Source organism: Bacillus sp. TCT6 (assembly GCF_056033845.1).
Genome location: NZ_JBVYHX010000001.1, coordinates 5,127,501 through 5,143,904, shown reverse-complemented (window position 1 = coordinate 5,143,904; position 16,404 = coordinate 5,127,501). Strand labels below are relative to the sequence as shown.

General features: G+C 38.6%; 16 protein-coding genes, 1 tRNA gene, 2 rRNA genes, 1 other RNA gene and 1 other annotated feature (1 of these 21 cut by a window edge). Of the genes, 4 read left to right on the top strand and 16 right to left on the bottom strand.

The window, feature by feature from the left end:
* Nucleotides 1–46 precede the first annotated feature (46 nt).
* The 7 genes from AC0ONG_RS26390 to tadA all read right to left on the bottom strand — a co-directional run bounded on the left by AC0ONG_RS26390 (nucleotide 47) and on the right by tadA (nucleotide 4,343).
* Nucleotides 47–316 carry a pro-sigmaK processing inhibitor BofA family protein gene (locus tag AC0ONG_RS26390; protein ID WP_001089273.1) on the bottom strand — a complete coding sequence of 90 codons (270 nt, stop codon included), beginning with the start codon at nucleotides 314–316 and terminating at the stop codon, nucleotides 47–49.
* Nucleotides 317–478: 162 nt separating this feature from the next.
* Nucleotides 479–700: a YaaL family protein gene (locus AC0ONG_RS26385; RefSeq protein ID WP_000466019.1), complete on the bottom strand. Its 222-nt coding sequence runs from the start codon at nucleotides 698–700 to the stop codon at nucleotides 479–481.
* A 14-nt stretch (nucleotides 701–714) separates the two neighbouring features.
* Nucleotides 715–1,311 carry a recombination protein RecR gene (gene recR, locus AC0ONG_RS26380; RefSeq protein WP_000559169.1) on the bottom strand — a complete coding sequence of 199 codons (597 nt, stop codon included), beginning with the start codon at nucleotides 1,309–1,311 and terminating at the stop codon, nucleotides 715–717.
* 14 nt (nucleotides 1,312–1,325) lie between these two features.
* Nucleotides 1,326–1,652, bottom strand: a complete 327-nt coding sequence (locus AC0ONG_RS26375) for a YbaB/EbfC family nucleoid-associated protein (RefSeq protein WP_014894853.1) — start codon at nucleotides 1,650–1,652, stop codon at nucleotides 1,326–1,328.
* Nucleotides 1,653–1,677: 25 nt separating this feature from the next.
* On the bottom strand, nucleotides 1,678–3,366 hold the full coding sequence (dnaX, locus tag AC0ONG_RS26370) for a DNA polymerase III subunit gamma/tau (protein ID WP_000121560.1): 1,689 nt from the start codon (nucleotides 3,364–3,366) through the stop codon (nucleotides 1,678–1,680).
* A gap of 132 nt (nucleotides 3,367–3,498) precedes the next feature.
* Nucleotides 3,499–3,763: signal recognition particle sRNA large type (gene ffs / locus AC0ONG_RS26365), an RNA gene on the bottom strand.
* Between the two features lie 79 nt (nucleotides 3,764–3,842).
* Nucleotides 3,843–4,343, bottom strand: a complete 501-nt coding sequence (gene tadA, locus AC0ONG_RS26360; protein ID WP_000434339.1) for a tRNA adenosine(34) deaminase TadA — start codon at nucleotides 4,341–4,343, stop codon at nucleotides 3,843–3,845.
* A 107-nt stretch (nucleotides 4,344–4,450) separates the two neighbouring features.
* Here tadA and AC0ONG_RS26355 point away from each other — a divergent pair, with 107 nt between their 5' ends.
* The 3 genes from AC0ONG_RS26355 (at nucleotide 4,451) to AC0ONG_RS26345 (ending at nucleotide 6,422) form a co-directional block, all read left to right on the top strand.
* Nucleotides 4,451–4,990: a cysteine hydrolase family protein gene (locus AC0ONG_RS26355; RefSeq protein ID WP_136996805.1), complete on the top strand. Its 540-nt coding sequence runs from the start codon at nucleotides 4,451–4,453 to the stop codon at nucleotides 4,988–4,990.
* Between the two features lie 125 nt (nucleotides 4,991–5,115).
* Complete coding sequence (locus tag AC0ONG_RS26350; RefSeq protein WP_136996808.1) at nucleotides 5,116–5,751, top strand: deoxynucleoside kinase; 636 nt, start codon at nucleotides 5,116–5,118, stop codon at nucleotides 5,749–5,751.
* Between the two features lie 2 nt (nucleotides 5,752–5,753).
* Nucleotides 5,754–6,422, top strand: a complete 669-nt coding sequence (locus AC0ONG_RS26345) for a deoxynucleoside kinase (RefSeq protein WP_001053585.1) — start codon at nucleotides 5,754–5,756, stop codon at nucleotides 6,420–6,422.
* A 35-nt stretch (nucleotides 6,423–6,457) separates the two neighbouring features.
* On the opposite strand, the gene AC0ONG_RS26340 is transcribed toward AC0ONG_RS26345, so the two are convergent.
* The 7 genes from AC0ONG_RS26340 to guaB form a co-directional block, all read right to left on the bottom strand.
* Nucleotides 6,458–6,850 (bottom strand): sigma factor-like helix-turn-helix DNA-binding protein, encoded by a 393-nt coding sequence (locus AC0ONG_RS26340; protein WP_136996811.1) that lies wholly within the window; start codon nucleotides 6,848–6,850, stop codon nucleotides 6,458–6,460.
* A gap of 166 nt (nucleotides 6,851–7,016) precedes the next feature.
* Nucleotides 7,017–7,109 (bottom strand) — tRNA-Ser (locus AC0ONG_RS26335).
* 154 nt (nucleotides 7,110–7,263) lie between these two features.
* On the bottom strand, nucleotides 7,264–8,538 hold the full coding sequence (gene serS, locus AC0ONG_RS26330; protein ID WP_000884174.1) for a serine--tRNA ligase: 1,275 nt from the start codon (nucleotides 8,536–8,538) through the stop codon (nucleotides 7,264–7,266).
* A gap of 51 nt (nucleotides 8,539–8,589) precedes the next feature.
* Nucleotides 8,590–8,811: a binding site (T-box leader), on the bottom strand.
* A gap of 54 nt (nucleotides 8,812–8,865) precedes the next feature.
* Complete coding sequence (gene pdxT, locus AC0ONG_RS26325) at nucleotides 8,866–9,456, bottom strand: pyridoxal 5'-phosphate synthase glutaminase subunit PdxT (RefSeq protein ID WP_000238785.1); 591 nt, start codon at nucleotides 9,454–9,456, stop codon at nucleotides 8,866–8,868.
* Between the two features lie 18 nt (nucleotides 9,457–9,474).
* Entirely contained in the window at nucleotides 9,475–10,362 is an 888-nt protein-coding gene (gene pdxS / locus AC0ONG_RS26320; protein ID WP_000186158.1) for a pyridoxal 5'-phosphate synthase lyase subunit PdxS, read from the bottom strand.
* A 161-nt stretch (nucleotides 10,363–10,523) separates the two neighbouring features.
* Entirely contained in the window at nucleotides 10,524–11,831 is a 1,308-nt protein-coding gene (gene dacA / locus AC0ONG_RS26315; RefSeq protein WP_127057751.1) for a D-alanyl-D-alanine carboxypeptidase DacA, read from the bottom strand.
* 113 nt (nucleotides 11,832–11,944) lie between these two features.
* Entirely contained in the window at nucleotides 11,945–13,408 is a 1,464-nt protein-coding gene (gene guaB, locus AC0ONG_RS26310; RefSeq protein ID WP_000264089.1) for an IMP dehydrogenase, read from the bottom strand.
* A 115-nt stretch (nucleotides 13,409–13,523) separates the two neighbouring features.
* Between guaB and AC0ONG_RS26305 the strand changes: the two genes are divergently transcribed.
* On the top strand, nucleotides 13,524–14,525 hold the full coding sequence (locus AC0ONG_RS26305) for a YaaC family protein (RefSeq protein ID WP_000554297.1): 1,002 nt from the start codon (nucleotides 13,524–13,526) through the stop codon (nucleotides 14,523–14,525).
* A 34-nt stretch (nucleotides 14,526–14,559) separates the two neighbouring features.
* Here AC0ONG_RS26305 and rrf read toward each other — a convergent pair.
* Both rrf and AC0ONG_RS26295 read right to left on the bottom strand, forming a co-directional pair.
* Nucleotides 14,560–14,675, bottom strand: a 5S ribosomal RNA gene (gene rrf / locus AC0ONG_RS26300).
* A 50-nt stretch (nucleotides 14,676–14,725) separates the two neighbouring features.
* A 23S ribosomal RNA gene (locus AC0ONG_RS26295) occupies nucleotides 14,726–16,404 on the bottom strand (it continues 1,243 nt past the right edge of the window).

The following is a 16,404-nucleotide window of genomic DNA, read 5'->3' as shown; positions in this document are numbered from 1 at the left end:
TAATCATTTAATAGTCAACACTTTTAAAAAAAACGCCAAAATAATTTTATCTTGGCATAATATAAAGCTTAATAATCACTAATGCTGCCACACCCGGTAGGCCTAATAAACTCGTTATTGCTGCTGTACCCATGTTAATCGGGATATGAAAATCAAAATATGTCCCTACAACATTTACGATAAAAAGCAACGCTATGCCTAAAGTAACATGAAAAATCACCTTACCTATAAAACGCAATGGCTTAGAGGCAACACCAAAAACAAGAAAAATAAACACTAAAGTAAGAATGCCAACAATAATAATTGTAGAATTCATCTTTTCCTCCTTATGAATGACCTATACATCTATTTGTATGGGACAAGACAATAAAAAAGAACAGTTATCATAAGCGACATCTCTTTCATATAAACAAAATGAAACAACACCTCAGCATTTTAACAAATAAAATAAAAAGGCCTGCTTAGAAAGCAGAACCCTTTACCATTGTTCCATTTTTACAGGACGACGCTTTGCTTCTTTCAACAAGAAGAAATATTTCGCCTCTGCTATCTTCAAAGAACAAATGACATCTTGAGATGGTTCTACACTTTGTTCAACCATTCTCTTCTGACGTAACCACTCATTCTTCACTTTTTCCAAAAGTACAATTAACTTATCATCATACTCTTTACGCAATTTACCCTTTTTTTGAAAGAACATTTTTGTTTCTCCTCTTATACTTCTCTGCGACCTTCTAACGCTTTCGATAGTGTCACTTCATCTGCATATTCTAAATCTCCACCAACTGGCAGACCATGTGCAATACGAGTTACTTTAATGCCTGTAGGTTTTAAGAGGCGGGAGATATACATCGCTGTAGCTTCCCCTTCAATATTAGGGTTTGTTGCTAATATTACTTCTTGTACCGTTTCATCATGTAGTCGCTTTAAGAGTTGCGGGATATTAATGTCTTCCGGTCCAATTCCCTCCATAGGAGAAATCGCACCACGTAACACATGATATACACCTTGATACTCTTTCATTTTTTCCATCGCGATTACATCTTTCGGTTCTTGCACGACACAAACAACTGATTGATCTCGATGCGAATCATTACAAATATAACAAGGATCACGATCAGTAATATGTCCACATACAGAACAATACGCTAAATCTCGCTTCGCATTTACAAGTGCTTTCGCAAAACCTAACACATCATCTTCTTTCATATCTAATACGAAAAATGCCAATCGAACCGCTGTTTTCGGTCCGATACCTGGCAACTTCATAAAACTATCGATTAGTTTTGATATTGGCTCTGGATAATGCATGTATCAATATCCCCCTAGAACATTCCACCTGGTAAGTTTAAGCCTTTTGTAAATTTACCCATTGTAGAGTTTGATAGCTCATCGGCCTTTTTAAGTGCATCATTTGTTGCAGCTAACACTAAGTCTTGTAACATTTCGATATCTTCTGGATCTACAACTTCTTCTTTAATCTTCACTTCAAGAATTTGCTTGTGACCATTTGCAATAACTGTAATCATTCCGCCGCCAGCTGTACCTTCAACTGTTTTTTCACCAAGCTCTTCTTGTGCTTTCGCCATGTCTTTTTGCATCTTTTGCATTTGTTTCATCATGTTATTCATATTTCCCATTCCGCCACGCATCATAATTAATTCCTCCTAATTATTATTACTCTTTTATTTCAATGAGTTCTTGTCCTACTAATTTCACTGCCTCTTCTATAAGAGGGTCTTCCTTTTTCTCCGGGCTTTCTTCAGACTCTCCACCTTCACGTTGTAAAAAGTCTTCACGGATTTTACCCCATTCACTTTTTGGAATGGCAATCATATTTAACCTTTTACTTAGCAATTCAAATAAAGCTTGTTCTACTGTATCCATAGCTTCTCGATTTTCGCTCGCCATTTTACAGTGAATCTCATATTGAAATGCTAAAACGTAAGTGTCATCTGAAGCTGCCACTGGTTCACTATTTTCTAGTAAAACAGCAAACGCTACTTTGTTATATGATTTGAGTCTTCCTAACAACTCACCCCATACAGCTTTTAATTGTTCTAAATCTTGACGCTTCGCTTGTTTTAATACTTCATTTACACGCCCGATAGGAATCTTCATACTTCCTGTTCGTACGGGTTTTGGTGTTGCACGTGTCTCTCTTACTTCCTGTTGTACACCAGCTGGCACACCGTTCTTTTTGACTTGCTCTAACTCTTTCTCCAATTGCTGCATCCTGTTCATAATTGCTTGCAAACGATCCGTACCGTTTGCTTGCATCATAAACTGTTGACACAACTGCACCATAACAACTTCTAAGAAAATACGCGGATGATTTGTCCACTTCATTTCCTGTTGTCCCTTACTAAGGGTATGAATAATCTCATAGATCACTTCCGGTTGCATTTCTTCACTCAACTTACGGAATTGATCATCTACAATTACTCGTTCCAACATATGTTCTAGTTGCGGTGAAGTTTGATATAAAAGCATATCACGATAATAGTAAATGAAATCCTCCATAAAACGAACTGGATCCTTCCCTTTACTCATCATTTCATCTATGATCTGTAATGCTCTTGATACATCATTTTCACGTATGCATTCTACTAAATTGCCTAAGTATTGCTGAGAAACAGATCCTGTTACCGCCAATACATCTTCTGTCGTAACAATCTCATCACTATAAGATATAGCCTGATCAATAAGACTAAGCGCGTCACGCATACCACCTTCAGCAGCACGTGCAACAATTTGTAATGCTTCATCTTCCACTTGCGTACCTTCATTCGTCACGACTGTTGATAATCTCTCAACAATATCATTCACTGATATTTTTCGGAATTCAAAACGCTGACAACGCGAAATAATTGTAGGCGGGATCTTATGAGGTTCTGTTGTCGCCAAAATAAAGATAACATGTCCTGGCGGCTCTTCTAAGGTTTTTAAAAGCGCATTGAATGCACCCATAGAAAGCATGTGAACTTCATCAATAATGTATACTTTATATTCTACAGCACTTGGAGCATATTTTACTTTATCTCTAATATCTCGAATTTCATCTACACCGTTATTTGAAGCCGCATCAATTTCTAATACATCTGAAATGGATCCTTGTGTAATTCCTAAACAAGAAGGACATTCATTACAAGGTTCAGCTACCGGAGCATGTTCACAGTTAATTGCTTTTGCAAATACTTTTGCAATTGTCGTTTTTCCTGTTCCCCTCGGACCAGAAAATAAATAAGCATGTGAAACTTTCTCTTGAAGAAGGGCATTTTGCAACGTTTTTGTCACGTGCTTTTGACCGACTACATCTTCGAACTTTTGCGGTCTCCATGTTCGGTATAACGCTTGGTATGACACGAAAATACGGCCTCCCTCAAAGGTTATTATCTCATTTATTATAACCCATTCTGTTTATAGATTCCAAAAGTTATTTTCTATACAAAAAACTCACCTTTGTATTAAGGTGAGTTTTGTATACATATATAACTGCCGTGCACCCTCCGTCGATTACGTACCATAAGCGTTACTCAAGCAGTTAGCTCGGTTCAGGCACTCCTGCGGCACACGAGAAGACCCGCTTATTGCTGCTTCCTTCCGGACCTGACAAGGTTCACGGGGTCCCGTTGCGCAGGACCCAAACGTCAACACCACTTACTTAAGGCAGACCTTACAGCAACATAACCTCGAGAGGGGATTCGGCCTCGCTAGAGCGGATTGCGAGTATAGGGCACCGCTACCTCCCCGCTTAGCACGGCAAAGTTAAAACCAATATTCGGTTGCCTTCATTAAAGGCATTATCAGTATAACTTGTTTCTTTATAAAATGCAAATACGTTAGTTCCCATTGCTTTTCTCTAATTTTTTTATCGCTTTTCTTTTTTTACGAAGCTCTCTAAAAAAGTTTGTTAACAACGTACCGCATTCTTCCTCAAGTACACCAGTTACTACTTCACATTGATGATTGAATCGTTCATCCGTTAAAAGATTCATCAATGTCCCTGCACATCCGCCCTTCGGATCACTTGCACCATATACAACTCGCTTCACTCGCGATAAAACAATTCCACCCGCACACATTGGACAAGGTTCTAATGTTACATACAATGTTGCATCTTCTAAACGCCATGTCCCTAATTTTTTACACGCCTCATCTATCGCTAGCAACTCAGCATGAGCTATTGATCTTTGCTCAGTTTCCCTTAAATTATGAGCAACACTAATTACCTCACCATCTAACACTATAACTGCTCCAATTGGTACTTCCTGTATTTCCTCCGCCTTTTTAGCTTCTTCTATCGCTAATTGCATAAAATAAATATCTCGATCTTGTTCCATAACATAGTCCTTTCATTACAAATAAAGTACACTTATTTCCATTTACTGCACAGGGGATAACTTTTACAAATTCAATCCACCCTAAAAGAAAAAGAGAGGGATTACATATGAAAAATACCGCCTTGCTCATTATCGATATGATTAATGATTTTCAATTTTCCCACGGACCCATTCTAGCTCAAAAATGCGAAACTATAACAAACCCTATTTTACAATTAAAGAAAAAAATGAAATCCTTCGGCTATCCTATAATTTACGTTAATGACCATTATCAACTTTGGAGATCTGATATCGACCAACTTATTACTCATTGTACAAATAAATATAGTGAAAATATAATCCATAAGATTGCTCCAAGTTCTGATGATTACATTTTTATTAAACCACATTATTCCGCTTTTTATGAAACACCTTTAAATTCATTACTAGGTTATTTAAAAATAGAAAATCTAATATTAACAGGAGTTGCCGGGAATATATGCATCCTATTTACAGCTAATGATGCTCATATGAGAAATTATAAATTGTATGTACCACAGGATTGTATCGCCTCTAACAACGACCGAGATAATATACATGCTTTAAAAATAATGGAAACTACATTGAAAGCAAATATAACATCGTCATCCAAAATAAAATTTAATTAATACATATATCTATTTTCTAACTTTTTATATCAAATTAACCCACTCGCTTCCCTCTTGTGCTACAATAATTCTGTTTTGTGTTTTTAGTAGTCACGGTAAATCACTGATTGAAAGGAGGAAACAGCGTGACCGGAGTACCATTTATCACGGTTGAAGGACCAATTGGTGTTGGAAAAACTTCACTTGCGAAGGAAATTTCAACTCACATGCAACTCCACTTACTAAAAGAGATTGTTGATGAAAATCCCTTTTTAGGAAAGTTTTATGAAGACATCGACGAATGGAGTTTTCAAACAGAGATGTTCTTTCTTTGTAATAGATACAAACAATTAGAAGATATTAACATAAAGTATTTGAATCAAAGGAAACCAGTAGTAGCAGATTACCATATCTTTAAAAATTTAATTTTTGCATCCCGCACATTAAAAGACTCTCAATATGACAAGTACATGCAAATTTATCGTATCCTTACACAAGATATGCCTGTGCCAAATGTCATTGTTTATTTAACAGCTAGCCTAGAAACATTGCAAAAACGAATCGCCTTGCGCGGAAGAGAATTTGAAAAAAACATGGATCCAAATTACTTACTACAGCTCACAAAAGATTATGAAACAGCAATGGAGACTTTTAGAAAAGATCATCCGGAGATACCAGTATTGAAATTTAATGGAGACGATATGGATTTTGTAAAAAATCCTGATGATTTAAACGTCATCCTATCTGCCCTTCAAAATACTCTCTTAAAGGAGTCGAAATAATAATGAATTTAAGGCAAAAATATGATATACCCAATGATGCAGTAATCACTATCGCCGGAACGGTAGGTGTGGGTAAATCAACTATGACAACTGCATTAGCTAATGCTTTAGGTTATCGCACATCATTTGAAAAAGTAGATTCCAATCCATATTTGGACAAATTCTATGCGGACTTCACTCGCTGGAGCTTCCACCTACAAGTGTACTTTTTAGCAGAACGATTTAAGGAACAAAAAAGAATTTTTGAATATGGTGGCGGTTTTGTTCAAGATCGTTCCATTTACGAAGACACTGGAATTTTCGCAAAGATGCATCATGAAAAAGGTACAATGACGGAAACTGATTATGAAACATACAAAGGTTTATTTGACGCTATGGTCATGACTCCATACTTCCCTCATCCAGACTTATTAATTTACTTAGAAGGTTCTTTCGATGATATTGTCGATCGCATTCAAGAACGTGGGCGCCCAATGGAACAGCAAACACCAATTGAGTACTGGAAAGAAATGCATGGACGTTATGAAAACTGGATTAACAACTTTAATTCATGTCCTGTATTACGCTTAAATATTAATGAGTACGATATTTTAAAAGATGGTGATTCAATCGAACCAATCATTAAAAAAATTGGCCATTTTTTAAAACAAACACGTAAACTTGTAAAATAAAAAACCCGTGCATATGCACGGGTTTTCCTATTAAATTACTTCTTCTTTGTTGGAGCAATAATTTCACTCTCAGGTTTTCCTGCGTTAATACGCTGACGAACAGTACTTGTACTAATATCGTATGCTTCAGCAATCTCTTTAACAGTCATTTCTTTCCCGTTAATTACTGCCGTTAATACTTTACCTGTACGTTTTGGAGCTGCCTCTTTCTTTACAGCTGGTTTTTCAACCTTTTTTGGTGACTCTACTTTTGTCTCAGCTTGCTTTACATCACAAGTGCAACCACAAAGTTTACGGAATGTATCATCGCTTATAATGCGTGACACATTTGCACCACTGTTTAAAATTCTATTGTTCTTACAGACAGGACATTGTACATAATATAAAGTTTTTCCATCTAAAGGAAACGTTTGTATAATAAGATCCATGTTGACTCCTTTCATATCTATGAAGATAATCATCGGAATATGAGTGTGTAATAAGGACAAAATTACCTTACACCATACTTTATGATTGGTTTTAAAATAAAAACTCGTTACGTGTTGGTAACGAGTTCTCCAATCTCCACTTATATGCGCTGTTGTCAATTATATCTGGAGGAGGTAGAGGGATTCGAACCCCCGCGCGACTCTCGCCGCCTGTCGGTTTTCAAGACCGATCCCTTCAGCCAGACTTGGGTATACCTCCATATTGACATCAAATATAATATCAAAAGAAAAACAGTTAGTCAACCCTACTAAAATAAATTATGAGGAAAGGAAAATTTTACTTTCCCCTTCCTACATTACAGTACTGACAACGCTCATAATTACCAATCACTCATACCGATGAATGTTTAAATTTACTTAATAACTGTTTTTCCTCCCATATAAGGGCGAAGAACTTCTGGAATTATAATTGTACCATCTTCTTGTTGGTAGTTTTCTAAAATAGCTGCAACCGTACGTCCAATTGCAAGACCAGATCCATTTAATGTATGGACATGTTCTGGTTTTCCATTTGGCTCACGGCGGAAACGGATATTTGCACGTCTCGCTTGGAAAGCTTCAAAATTACTACAAGAAGAAATTTCACGATATGTGCCATAGCTTGGAATCCATACTTCAATATCGTATTTCTTCGCTGCTGTAAATCCTAAATCGCCTGTGCACATGCTCATAACGCGATATGGCAACTCTAATAATTGTAACACGCGTTCTGCATCATTTGTTAATTTTTCTAACTCTTCATAAGAATCTTCTGGTTTTACGAACTTCACAAGCTCTACTTTATTGAACTGATGCTGGCGAATTAAACCGCGTGTATCGCGACCAGCTGAACCTGCTTCAGAGCGGAAGCAAGAGCTAAATGCAGCATATCTTATAGGCAATTGCTCTTTATTTAAAATCTCATCACGATGCATATTCGTTACAGGTACTTCAGCTGTTGGAATTAAGAAATAATCTTCACTTTCAATACGGAATGCATCTTCTTCAAACTTTGGAAGTTGTCCTGTTCCTGTCATACTTGCACGGTTTACCATATATGGAGGTAATACTTCTTCATATCCATGCTCATCAGTATGAAGATCAAGCATAAAGCTAATTAAAGCACGCTCTAATCTTGCACCAGCACCTTTGTAAAATACGAAGCGGCTTCCTGTTACTTTCCCAGCGCGTTCAAAATCTAAAATTCCTAAATCAGTAGCAAGATCCCAATGTGGTTTTGGTTCAAAAGTAAATTCTTTCACTTCTCCCCAAGTACGCGCTACTACATTATCATCCTCTGTTTCACCGACTGGAGCAGACTCATGAGGGATATTTGGAATAGATAACATTAATCTTTCTAAGTCTTCTTCAACTGTGCGAAGTTCGTTATCAAAATCCTTTACTTTTTCTCCAACCTCACGCATTTCTAAAATTAGAGCTTCTGCATCTTTCTTTTCGCGCTTTAATACAGAGATTTGTTGAGACACTTCATTACGTTTACTTTTTAATTCTTCTGTCTGAACAAGTAGTTCTCTTCTTCTCGTATCAAGTTCTTCAAAACGTCCGAAATCAGTTAGATCTTCACCTCTATGCTGTAATTTCGCTTTTACTTCTTCAAAGTTTGTACGTAAAAATTTAATATCAAGCATTATATACTCCTCCTTTTATTTTATAAAACACAAAAAACTCCCGTCCCTATATAAAGGGACGGGAGTTAACCCGCGTTGCCACCCTAGTTGAAAGCATTACCGCTTTCCTCTCAAGTAGAAATAACGGCTCTTCACCGGGAATGCTTACTAATCCAAAAGATGTTCCACATTCCATTCCAGGATGGATTCACAAACTGTTTCTATCGATTTCCACCAACCATCGACTCTCTATAAGAAACAACATTTGTTACTATTTCCTATCAACACGCTTATTTTATAAAATTGTTACCATCAATTTACTATAATCTTATACAAGTTGCAAGTTACTTATACAACTTTTTTCATTTTCGCTTCTTTTACCATTTCAACAAAGTATGCTGTGACACGATGATCATCTGTTAATTCCGGATGGAATGAAGCAGCTAAAAACTGATCTTGTCTTACCGCTACCATTCGGTCACCATGCTTAGAAAGCACTTCAACATTATCAGCTACTTCTACAACATACGGCGCACGGATAAATACACCAACGAAGTCTTCACCCACGCCTTCAATTGAAAGCGCAGCTTCAAAGCTATCCTTTTGGCGTCCGAACGCATTGCGCTCAACTGTAATATCCATAGCACCAATATGTGCTTCTTCATAGCCAATAAGTGTTTTCGCAAGAAGAATCATCCCTGCACATGTACCAAACATTGGTTTACCAGACTTTGCAAATGTGCGAAGTGGTTCCATGAAAGCATACTTATCAATAAGACGGCGCATTGTTGTACTTTCACCGCCTGGTAAAATAAGACCATCAATCTCTTCAAGTTGCTCTATACGCTTTACAACAACAGCTTCGGCACCACTTGCTTCAACTGATTTTACATGTTCACGAACTGCACCTTGAAGACCTAGTACACCGATTTTCACCATTTTAAAGTTCTCCTTTAATTACCATCCACGCTCTTGCATGCGTTGTTCTGGTAATAACGTTGAAATTTCGATACCTTTCATTGCATTACCTAACCCTTTAGAAAGGCTTGCAATTAGTTCGTAATCTTCATAATGAGTCGTTGCTTCAACGATTGCACGTGCAAATCTCTCTGGGTTTTCTGATTTGAAGATACCAGATCCAACAAATACCCCATCAGCACCAAGTTGCATCATTAATGCAGCATCTGCTGGTGTTGCTACACCACCTGCCGCAAAGTTTACAACTGGTAAGCGACCAAGACGTTTAATTTCAAGTAATACTTCGTAAGGAGCACCAGTATTTTTTGCATATGTCATTAACTCATCTTCACGTAGACTCGCAACTTGACGGATTTCTGCATTGACTTGGCGCATATGACGCACTGCCTCTACAATGTTTCCTGTTCCTGGTTCACCTTTTGTACGAAGCATAGATGCACCTTCTGCAATACGACGTGCAGCTTCTCCGATATCACGGCAACCACATACAAATGGAACTGTGTAATCACGTTTATTTAAATGGTATACTTCATCAGCAGGAGTTAATACTTCACTCTCATCGATATAGTCTACCCCTAATGATTCTAATACACGTGCTTCTACAAGGTGACCGATACGGCATTTTGCCATAACCGGAATTGACACTGCACCCATAACTTCTTCAACGATTGTTGGGTCTGCCATACGAGAAACGCCACCTGCTGCACGAATGTCTGCTGGTACACGCTCTAATGCCATAACGGCAACTGCGCCTGCCTCTTCTGCAATTTTTGCTTGTTCAGCGTTAATTACGTCCATAATAACGCCGCCTTTTTGCATTTCTGCCATTCCACGTTTTACACGCTCTGTCCCTGTTACATTTGTCATGTACAAAAACCCCCCTAGGTGAATTGCTTTCCCCCGTTAAAGGCGAAAATTAAGAATACTCTTACATTCTACCACTAACTATCAGATGCTTGTCTACTACTTTTTCATAAAGTCGGTATGAAAAATAGGAATAAAAAAAAAGCCCCTACCATGAGGAGCTTTTAAAACCAACCTTTTACTGTATCAACAGCACTATTCCACATACCACTAAAGAATGAACCAATTCCGCGCATAGCACGAGTAAACCAGTTTGCTTCTTCTACTTCAGATGTTGTTACAAGATCCACTTGCAACGACTTACCAGTTAAAAATCCAGGGTCGTTTGTATCTTTTGGCGTAATTACCATTTGACCAAGCGCAGCTCCCTTTTTAATAGGTGCTTCTTGTCCCTTACTTGATTCTTTTAATTCTGTTTTATAAACATCTTTACTTCCTTTTGGCACTGGAAGTGAAATAGCTTGTTTCGTTTGAACTGCTACATCTTTATCTTTCGCATTTTCTACTCTTACTGTTTCTTGTCCTTTTACTGAAGAACCTTTTTTATACATTTGTTTCACTTCAAAGTTAGCAAATCCATAATCATATAGCTTCTTTGTTTCATCAAAACGTGCTGTATGAGAACTTGTTTTAATAACTACAGAAATAAAACGCATACCGTTTCTTTCAACCGTACCAGTGAAGCAATCTCCTGCTTCTGGAGTTGAGCCTGTTTTCAGACCATCTACGCCATCATATTCTTTAACTAAGCCCTTTAACATCCAGTTCCAGTTTGACATTGCAAACTTCTCTTTTTCTGGACGGAATTCTTTTTTAGGAATTTTTGCTGTATCTAACACTTTTGGGTAATCTTTAATTAAATGTTGTGCTAAAGTTGCAACATCCTTTGCAGACATTTTATTTTCTTCATCCGCTGTTGTTCCTTCAGGATGCATTCCCTTTAAATCTTTATTCGTTAAACCTGTAGAATTGACAAATTTATAATTTTTCAATCCTAGTTCTTTCGATTTATCATTCATCATTTTTACGAAATCTACTTCTTTACCTGCAATTGCTTCTGCTAATGCAATTGTTGCACCATTTGCAGAAAAGATTGCCATTGCCTCATATAACTCTTTTACTGTATAAGAGCCACCATTTTCTAACGCAACATTTGATAATGAAGCATCTTGTGAAACCTTATATGCATATTCAGAAACCTTAATTTTCTGGTCCCACTTAAGTTTTCCTTTATCCACTGCTTCATGAACTAAATATTCACTCATCATCTTTGTCATACTAGCAATGGATAATAATTCATCTGCATTCTTTTGATATACAATTTTCCCAGAATTCGCTTCTACTAAAATTGCCGCACCTGCTTCAATGTTTAAAGCGGCTCCTGTTTCAGCTGATGCATTGCTATATGGCATAAAAATGCTACAAGCTAGTGTAATCACTGTTACCAAAGCAATGAATCTTTTGCAAAACATACCTTTCACTTTTGTTACCCCCAATATCTATGTACTCACATAACCGTTATTCTAACATAATCAAAAAAAAATAGACAGAGATATCAAATCTCTGTCTATTTGTATATAAGACATTATAATGAGTAGTTTGGAGCCTCTTTTGTAATTTGTACGTGATGAGGATGGCTTTCACGTAAGCCAGCACCTGACATACGAATGAATTGTGCATTCTCGCGTAAGAATTCTAAATCCTGTGCCCCGCAATATCCCATACCCGCACGTAAGCCACCAACTAATTGGTGAACTGTATCTGCTAAAGGTCCTTTATATGGCACTCGTCCTTCGATACCTTCTGGGACAAGTTTTTTATTTCCTTCTTGGAAGTAACGATCTTTACTTCCTTTTTCCATCGCACCGACAGAACCCATACCACGATACACTTTAAATTGACGACCTTGGTAAATTTCAGTTTCTCCAGGACTTTCGGCAACACCAGCAAACATACTACCTAGCATAACAACATGTGCTCCTGCTGCTAAAGCTTTCACCATATCACCAGAGTACTTAACACCGCCATCAGCGATAACTGGAATACCGTGTTTACGAGCTTCGGTTGCACAATCATAAACTGCTGTTAATTGTGGTACACCAACACCAGCTACAACGCGTGTTGTACAAATAGAACCTGGTCCAATACCAACTTTAACTACGTTTGCACCAGCTTCAATTAATGCTTTCGTTGCTTCAGCTGTAGCAACATTTCCAGCGATGATATTTAATGATGGATATTTAGCACGAACTTCTTTTACCTTATCAATAACACCTTTAGAATGCCCATGGGCTGTATCAAGTACAATTGCATCTACACTAGCTTTTACTAATGCATCTATACGAAGCATAGCATCAGCTGTTACACCAACTGCTGCTCCAACTAATAAGCGTCCTTGCTTATCCTTAGCAGAGTTTGGAAATTCAATTACTTTTTCAATATCTTTTATTGTAATAAGCCCTTGTAATACACCGTTATTATCAACAAGAGGGAGTTTTTCAATTTTATACTTTTGTAGGATCTTTTCAGCTTCTTCCAGTGTAGTACCAACTGGAGCTGTAATTAACTGTTCTTTTGTCATTACGTCAGAAATTTTGATTGAGTAGTCTTGGATGAAACGCATATCACGGTTTGTAATAATACCAACTAATTTTCGCTCATCTAAATTATTTACAACCGGTACACCTGAGATACGATATTTTCCCATAAGATGTTCTGCATCATATACTTGATGTTCTGGAGTTAAGAAGAAAGGATCTGAAATAACGCCGCTTTCAGAGCGCTTTACTTTATCAACTTGCTCTGCTTGTTGCTCAATAGACATATTCTTATGAATAATTCCTAAACCACCTTGGCGAGCCATTGCAATAGCCATGTCAGCTTCTGTTACTGTATCCATTCCTGCACTAATTAACGGGATGTTTAGCTGTAAGCTTTCAGATAAAACTGTTTTAACACTTACTTCTCTTGGTAATATATCTGACCTAGCTGGTACAAGTAATACATCATCAAAAGTCAAACCTTCTTTAACAAATTTAGATTCCCACATAATTGTTCCCCCTATGATACCAGAAATTATTATTAGTAGCTTATCAATTGGTTAAAATACTGTCAAGGACGTATATATATGTTAGAATTTTTAGACAATAAAAGGAGCGTAATATATGCATCAAACATCTTATACTTGGCAGCAGTTAAGTTTCTTTTTTTCATCTCAAAATGTACAACGTTATCTTGCCCGTTGTTATGAAAAATCCTCTATTCAGGATGCCGAAAAAAAAAGTTTTGAAAATTGTTATCCCTTTATTTATTACCTAGAACACGGGAAAAATTATTATGAATTATATAAGAAAGCTCCATTTTCTATTCAACCAATGTTGTTATTTTATGGAATTAGTCAACTTTTTAAAGCATGTCTACTAACCATTGATCCTAACTATCCTGAATCCACTACTGTTTTAGCTCATGGCGTTACAACTCGCAAACGAAAAAAACAAGGGTATCAATTTTTAGAAGATGAGGTGAAGATACAAAAAAACGGATTGTTTACTCATGTTGCAGAACAACTGTTTCACATGAAACACTTAGAAGCAGAAAAATTTAACATGCTAGAACTAATGGGAAATATTCCAGAATTACAAAATTTGTTTCGCTATAGTCAAAAAGGATCAACTTTATATAAAATCGATTCAACAATTAAAAATGAGCTCTCCTTTTCAGTCAACCTACTAGATCGATTACATATGACTAAAGAGAGATTTTCTCGCTACATTGAAACATCTTGTAAGCATTTATCAATGCGACACGTACCTGAGAAAACTAATGAATCGAATTTACTTTTTACGGCGCCCATTCAATCATGGAATCCTATGTACAGTACTCCTTTATACTATGAACATCTTACTAATACTTATTATTTACCACTTACGACTGATCCTAGAAATCCTAAGCCAGTATTACCTGAACTCCTTGTTCATTATTTATTGCTCTATAATTTAAGCATGATTTCTAGGTATGAAACAGATTGGTGGTATGACTTACTTGGAAGCTATGGCTCTGAAGATTATCCATTTATTTATCAATTTCTTAATATTTCTGCTCAAAAAATCCCTTACTATATTTCATCATTTTTACTAACAGAACCTAACCTATTTCATGGGAAATAAAAAAACACAAGTCAAAAGACTTGTGTTTTTAGTTGCTTGGCGACGTCCTACTCTCACAGGGACAAGGTCCCAACTACCATCGGCGCTAGAGAGCTTAACTTCCGTGTTCGGTATGGGAACGGGTGTGACCTCTCTGCCATCATCACCAAACTATTGAAGGCATATTCCTTCAAAACTAGATAACATTTGCTACATATTATATGGTTAAGTCCTCGATCTATTAGTATTCGTCAGCTCCACATGTCACCATGCTTCCACCTCGAACCTATCAACCTGATCATCTTTCAGGGATCTTACTAGCTTACGCTATGGGAAATCTCATCTTGAGGGGGGCTTCATGCTTAGATGCTTTCAGCACTTATCCCTTCCGCACATAGCTACCCAGCTATGCCCTTGGCAGAACAACTGGTACACCAGCGGTGCGTCCATCCCGGTCCTCTCGTACTAAGGACAGCTCCTCTCAAATTTCCTACGCCCACGACGGATAGGGACCGAACTGTCTCACGACGTTCTGAACCCAGCTCGCGTACCGCTTTAATGGGCGAACAGCCCAACCCTTGGGACCGACTACAGCCCCAGGATGCGATGAGCCGACATCGAGGTGCCAAACCTCCCCGTCGATGTGGACTCTTGGGGGAGATAAGCCTGTTATCCCCGGGGTAGCTTTTATCCGTTGAGCGATGGCCCTTCCATGCGGAACCACCGGATCACTAAGCCCGACTTTCGTCCCTGCTCGACTTGTAGGTCTCGCAGTCAAGCTCCCTTATGCCTTTGCACTCTACGAATGATTTCCAACCATTCTGAGGGAACCTTTGGGCGCCTCCGTTACACTTTAGGAGGCGACCGCCCCAGTCAAACTGCCCACCTGACACTGTCTCCCGGGTCGATAAGACCCGTAGGTTAGAATTTCAATACAGTCAGGGCGGTATCCCACCAGCGCCTCCACCGAAGCTAGCGCTCCGGTTTCAATGGCTCCCGCCTATCCTGTACAAACTGTACCAAAATTCAATATCAGGCTACAGTAAAGCTCCACGGGGTCTTTCCGTCCTGTCGCGGGTAACCTGCATCTTCACAGGTACTATAATTTCACCGAGTCTCTGGTTGAGACAGTGCCCAAATCGTTACACCTTTCGTGCGGGTCGGAACTTACCCGACAAGGAATTTCGCTACCTTAGGACCGTTATAGTTACGGCCGCCGTTTACTGGGGCTTCAGTTCAGAGCTTCGCTTACGCTAACCCCTCTCCTTAACCTTCCAGCACCGGGCAGGTGTCACCCCCTATACTTCGCCTTACGGCTTCGCAGAGAGCTGTGTTTTTGCTAAACAGTCGCTTGGGCCTATTCACTGCGGCTTTCCGTTAAGAAAGCACCCCTTCTCCCGAAGTTACGGGGTCATTTTGCCGAGTTCCTTAACCAGAGTTCTCTCGCACACCTTAGGATTCTCTCCTCGCCTACCTGTGTCGGTTTGCGGTACAGGCACCTTTTATCTCGCTAGAAGCTTTTCTTGGCAGCGGGGAATCAAAGACTTCGCTCCATAAGGAGCTTCCCCATCACAGCTCAGCCTTCACGATAAGCGGATTTGCCTACTTATCAGCCTAACTGCTTGGACGTGCACAACCAATCGCACGCTTCTTCTATCCTTCTGCGTCCCTCCATTGCTCAAACGATAAAGAGGTGGTACAGGAATATCAACCTGTTGTCCATCGCCTACGCCTGTCGGCCTCGGCTTAGGTCCTGACTAACCCTGAGCGGACGAGCCTTCCTCAGGAAACCTTAGGCATTCGGTGGACGGGATTCTCACCCGTCTTTCGCTACTCATACCGGCATTCTCACTTCTAAGCGCTCCACCAGTCCTTCCGGTCTGACTTCACTGCACTTAGA

Bases quoted from the DNA above. Each gene is read 5' to 3' on its own strand.
- tadA (WP_000434339.1), bottom strand. From the start codon at position 4,343: ATGGAACAAGATCGAGATATTTATTTTATGCAATTAGCGATAGAAGAA.
- serS (WP_000884174.1), bottom strand. From the start codon at position 8,538: ATGCTTGATATTAAATTTTTACGTACAAACTTTGAAGAAGTAAAAGCG.
- pdxT (WP_000238785.1), bottom strand. From the start codon at position 9,456: ATGGTGAAAATCGGTGTACTAGGTCTTCAAGGTGCAGTTCGTGAACAT.
- dacA (WP_127057751.1), bottom strand. From the start codon at position 11,831: ATGTTTTGCAAAAGATTCATTGCTTTGGTAACAGTGATTACACTAGCT.
- recR (WP_000559169.1), bottom strand. From the start codon at position 1,311: ATGCATTATCCAGAGCCAATATCAAAACTAATCGATAGTTTTATGAAG.
- AC0ONG_RS26345 (WP_001053585.1), top strand. From the start codon at position 5,754: ATGAATTTAAGGCAAAAATATGATATACCCAATGATGCAGTAATCACT.
- guaB (WP_000264089.1), bottom strand. From the start codon at position 13,408: ATGTGGGAATCTAAATTTGTTAAAGAAGGTTTGACTTTTGATGATGTA.
- AC0ONG_RS26375 (WP_014894853.1), bottom strand. From the start codon at position 1,652: ATGCGTGGCGGAATGGGAAATATGAATAACATGATGAAACAAATGCAA.
- AC0ONG_RS26340 (WP_136996811.1), bottom strand. From the start codon at position 6,850: ATGGATCTTATTATACAAACGTTTCCTTTAGATGGAAAAACTTTATAT.
- AC0ONG_RS26305 (WP_000554297.1), top strand. From the start codon at position 13,524: ATGCATCAAACATCTTATACTTGGCAGCAGTTAAGTTTCTTTTTTTCA.
- AC0ONG_RS26355 (WP_136996805.1), top strand. From the start codon at position 4,451: ATGAAAAATACCGCCTTGCTCATTATCGATATGATTAATGATTTTCAA.
- pdxS (WP_000186158.1), bottom strand. From the start codon at position 10,362: ATGACAAATGTAACAGGGACAGAGCGTGTAAAACGTGGAATGGCAGAA.
- AC0ONG_RS26390 (WP_001089273.1), bottom strand. From the start codon at position 316: ATGAATTCTACAATTATTATTGTTGGCATTCTTACTTTAGTGTTTATT.
- AC0ONG_RS26385 (WP_000466019.1), bottom strand. From the start codon at position 700: ATGTTCTTTCAAAAAAAGGGTAAATTGCGTAAAGAGTATGATGATAAG.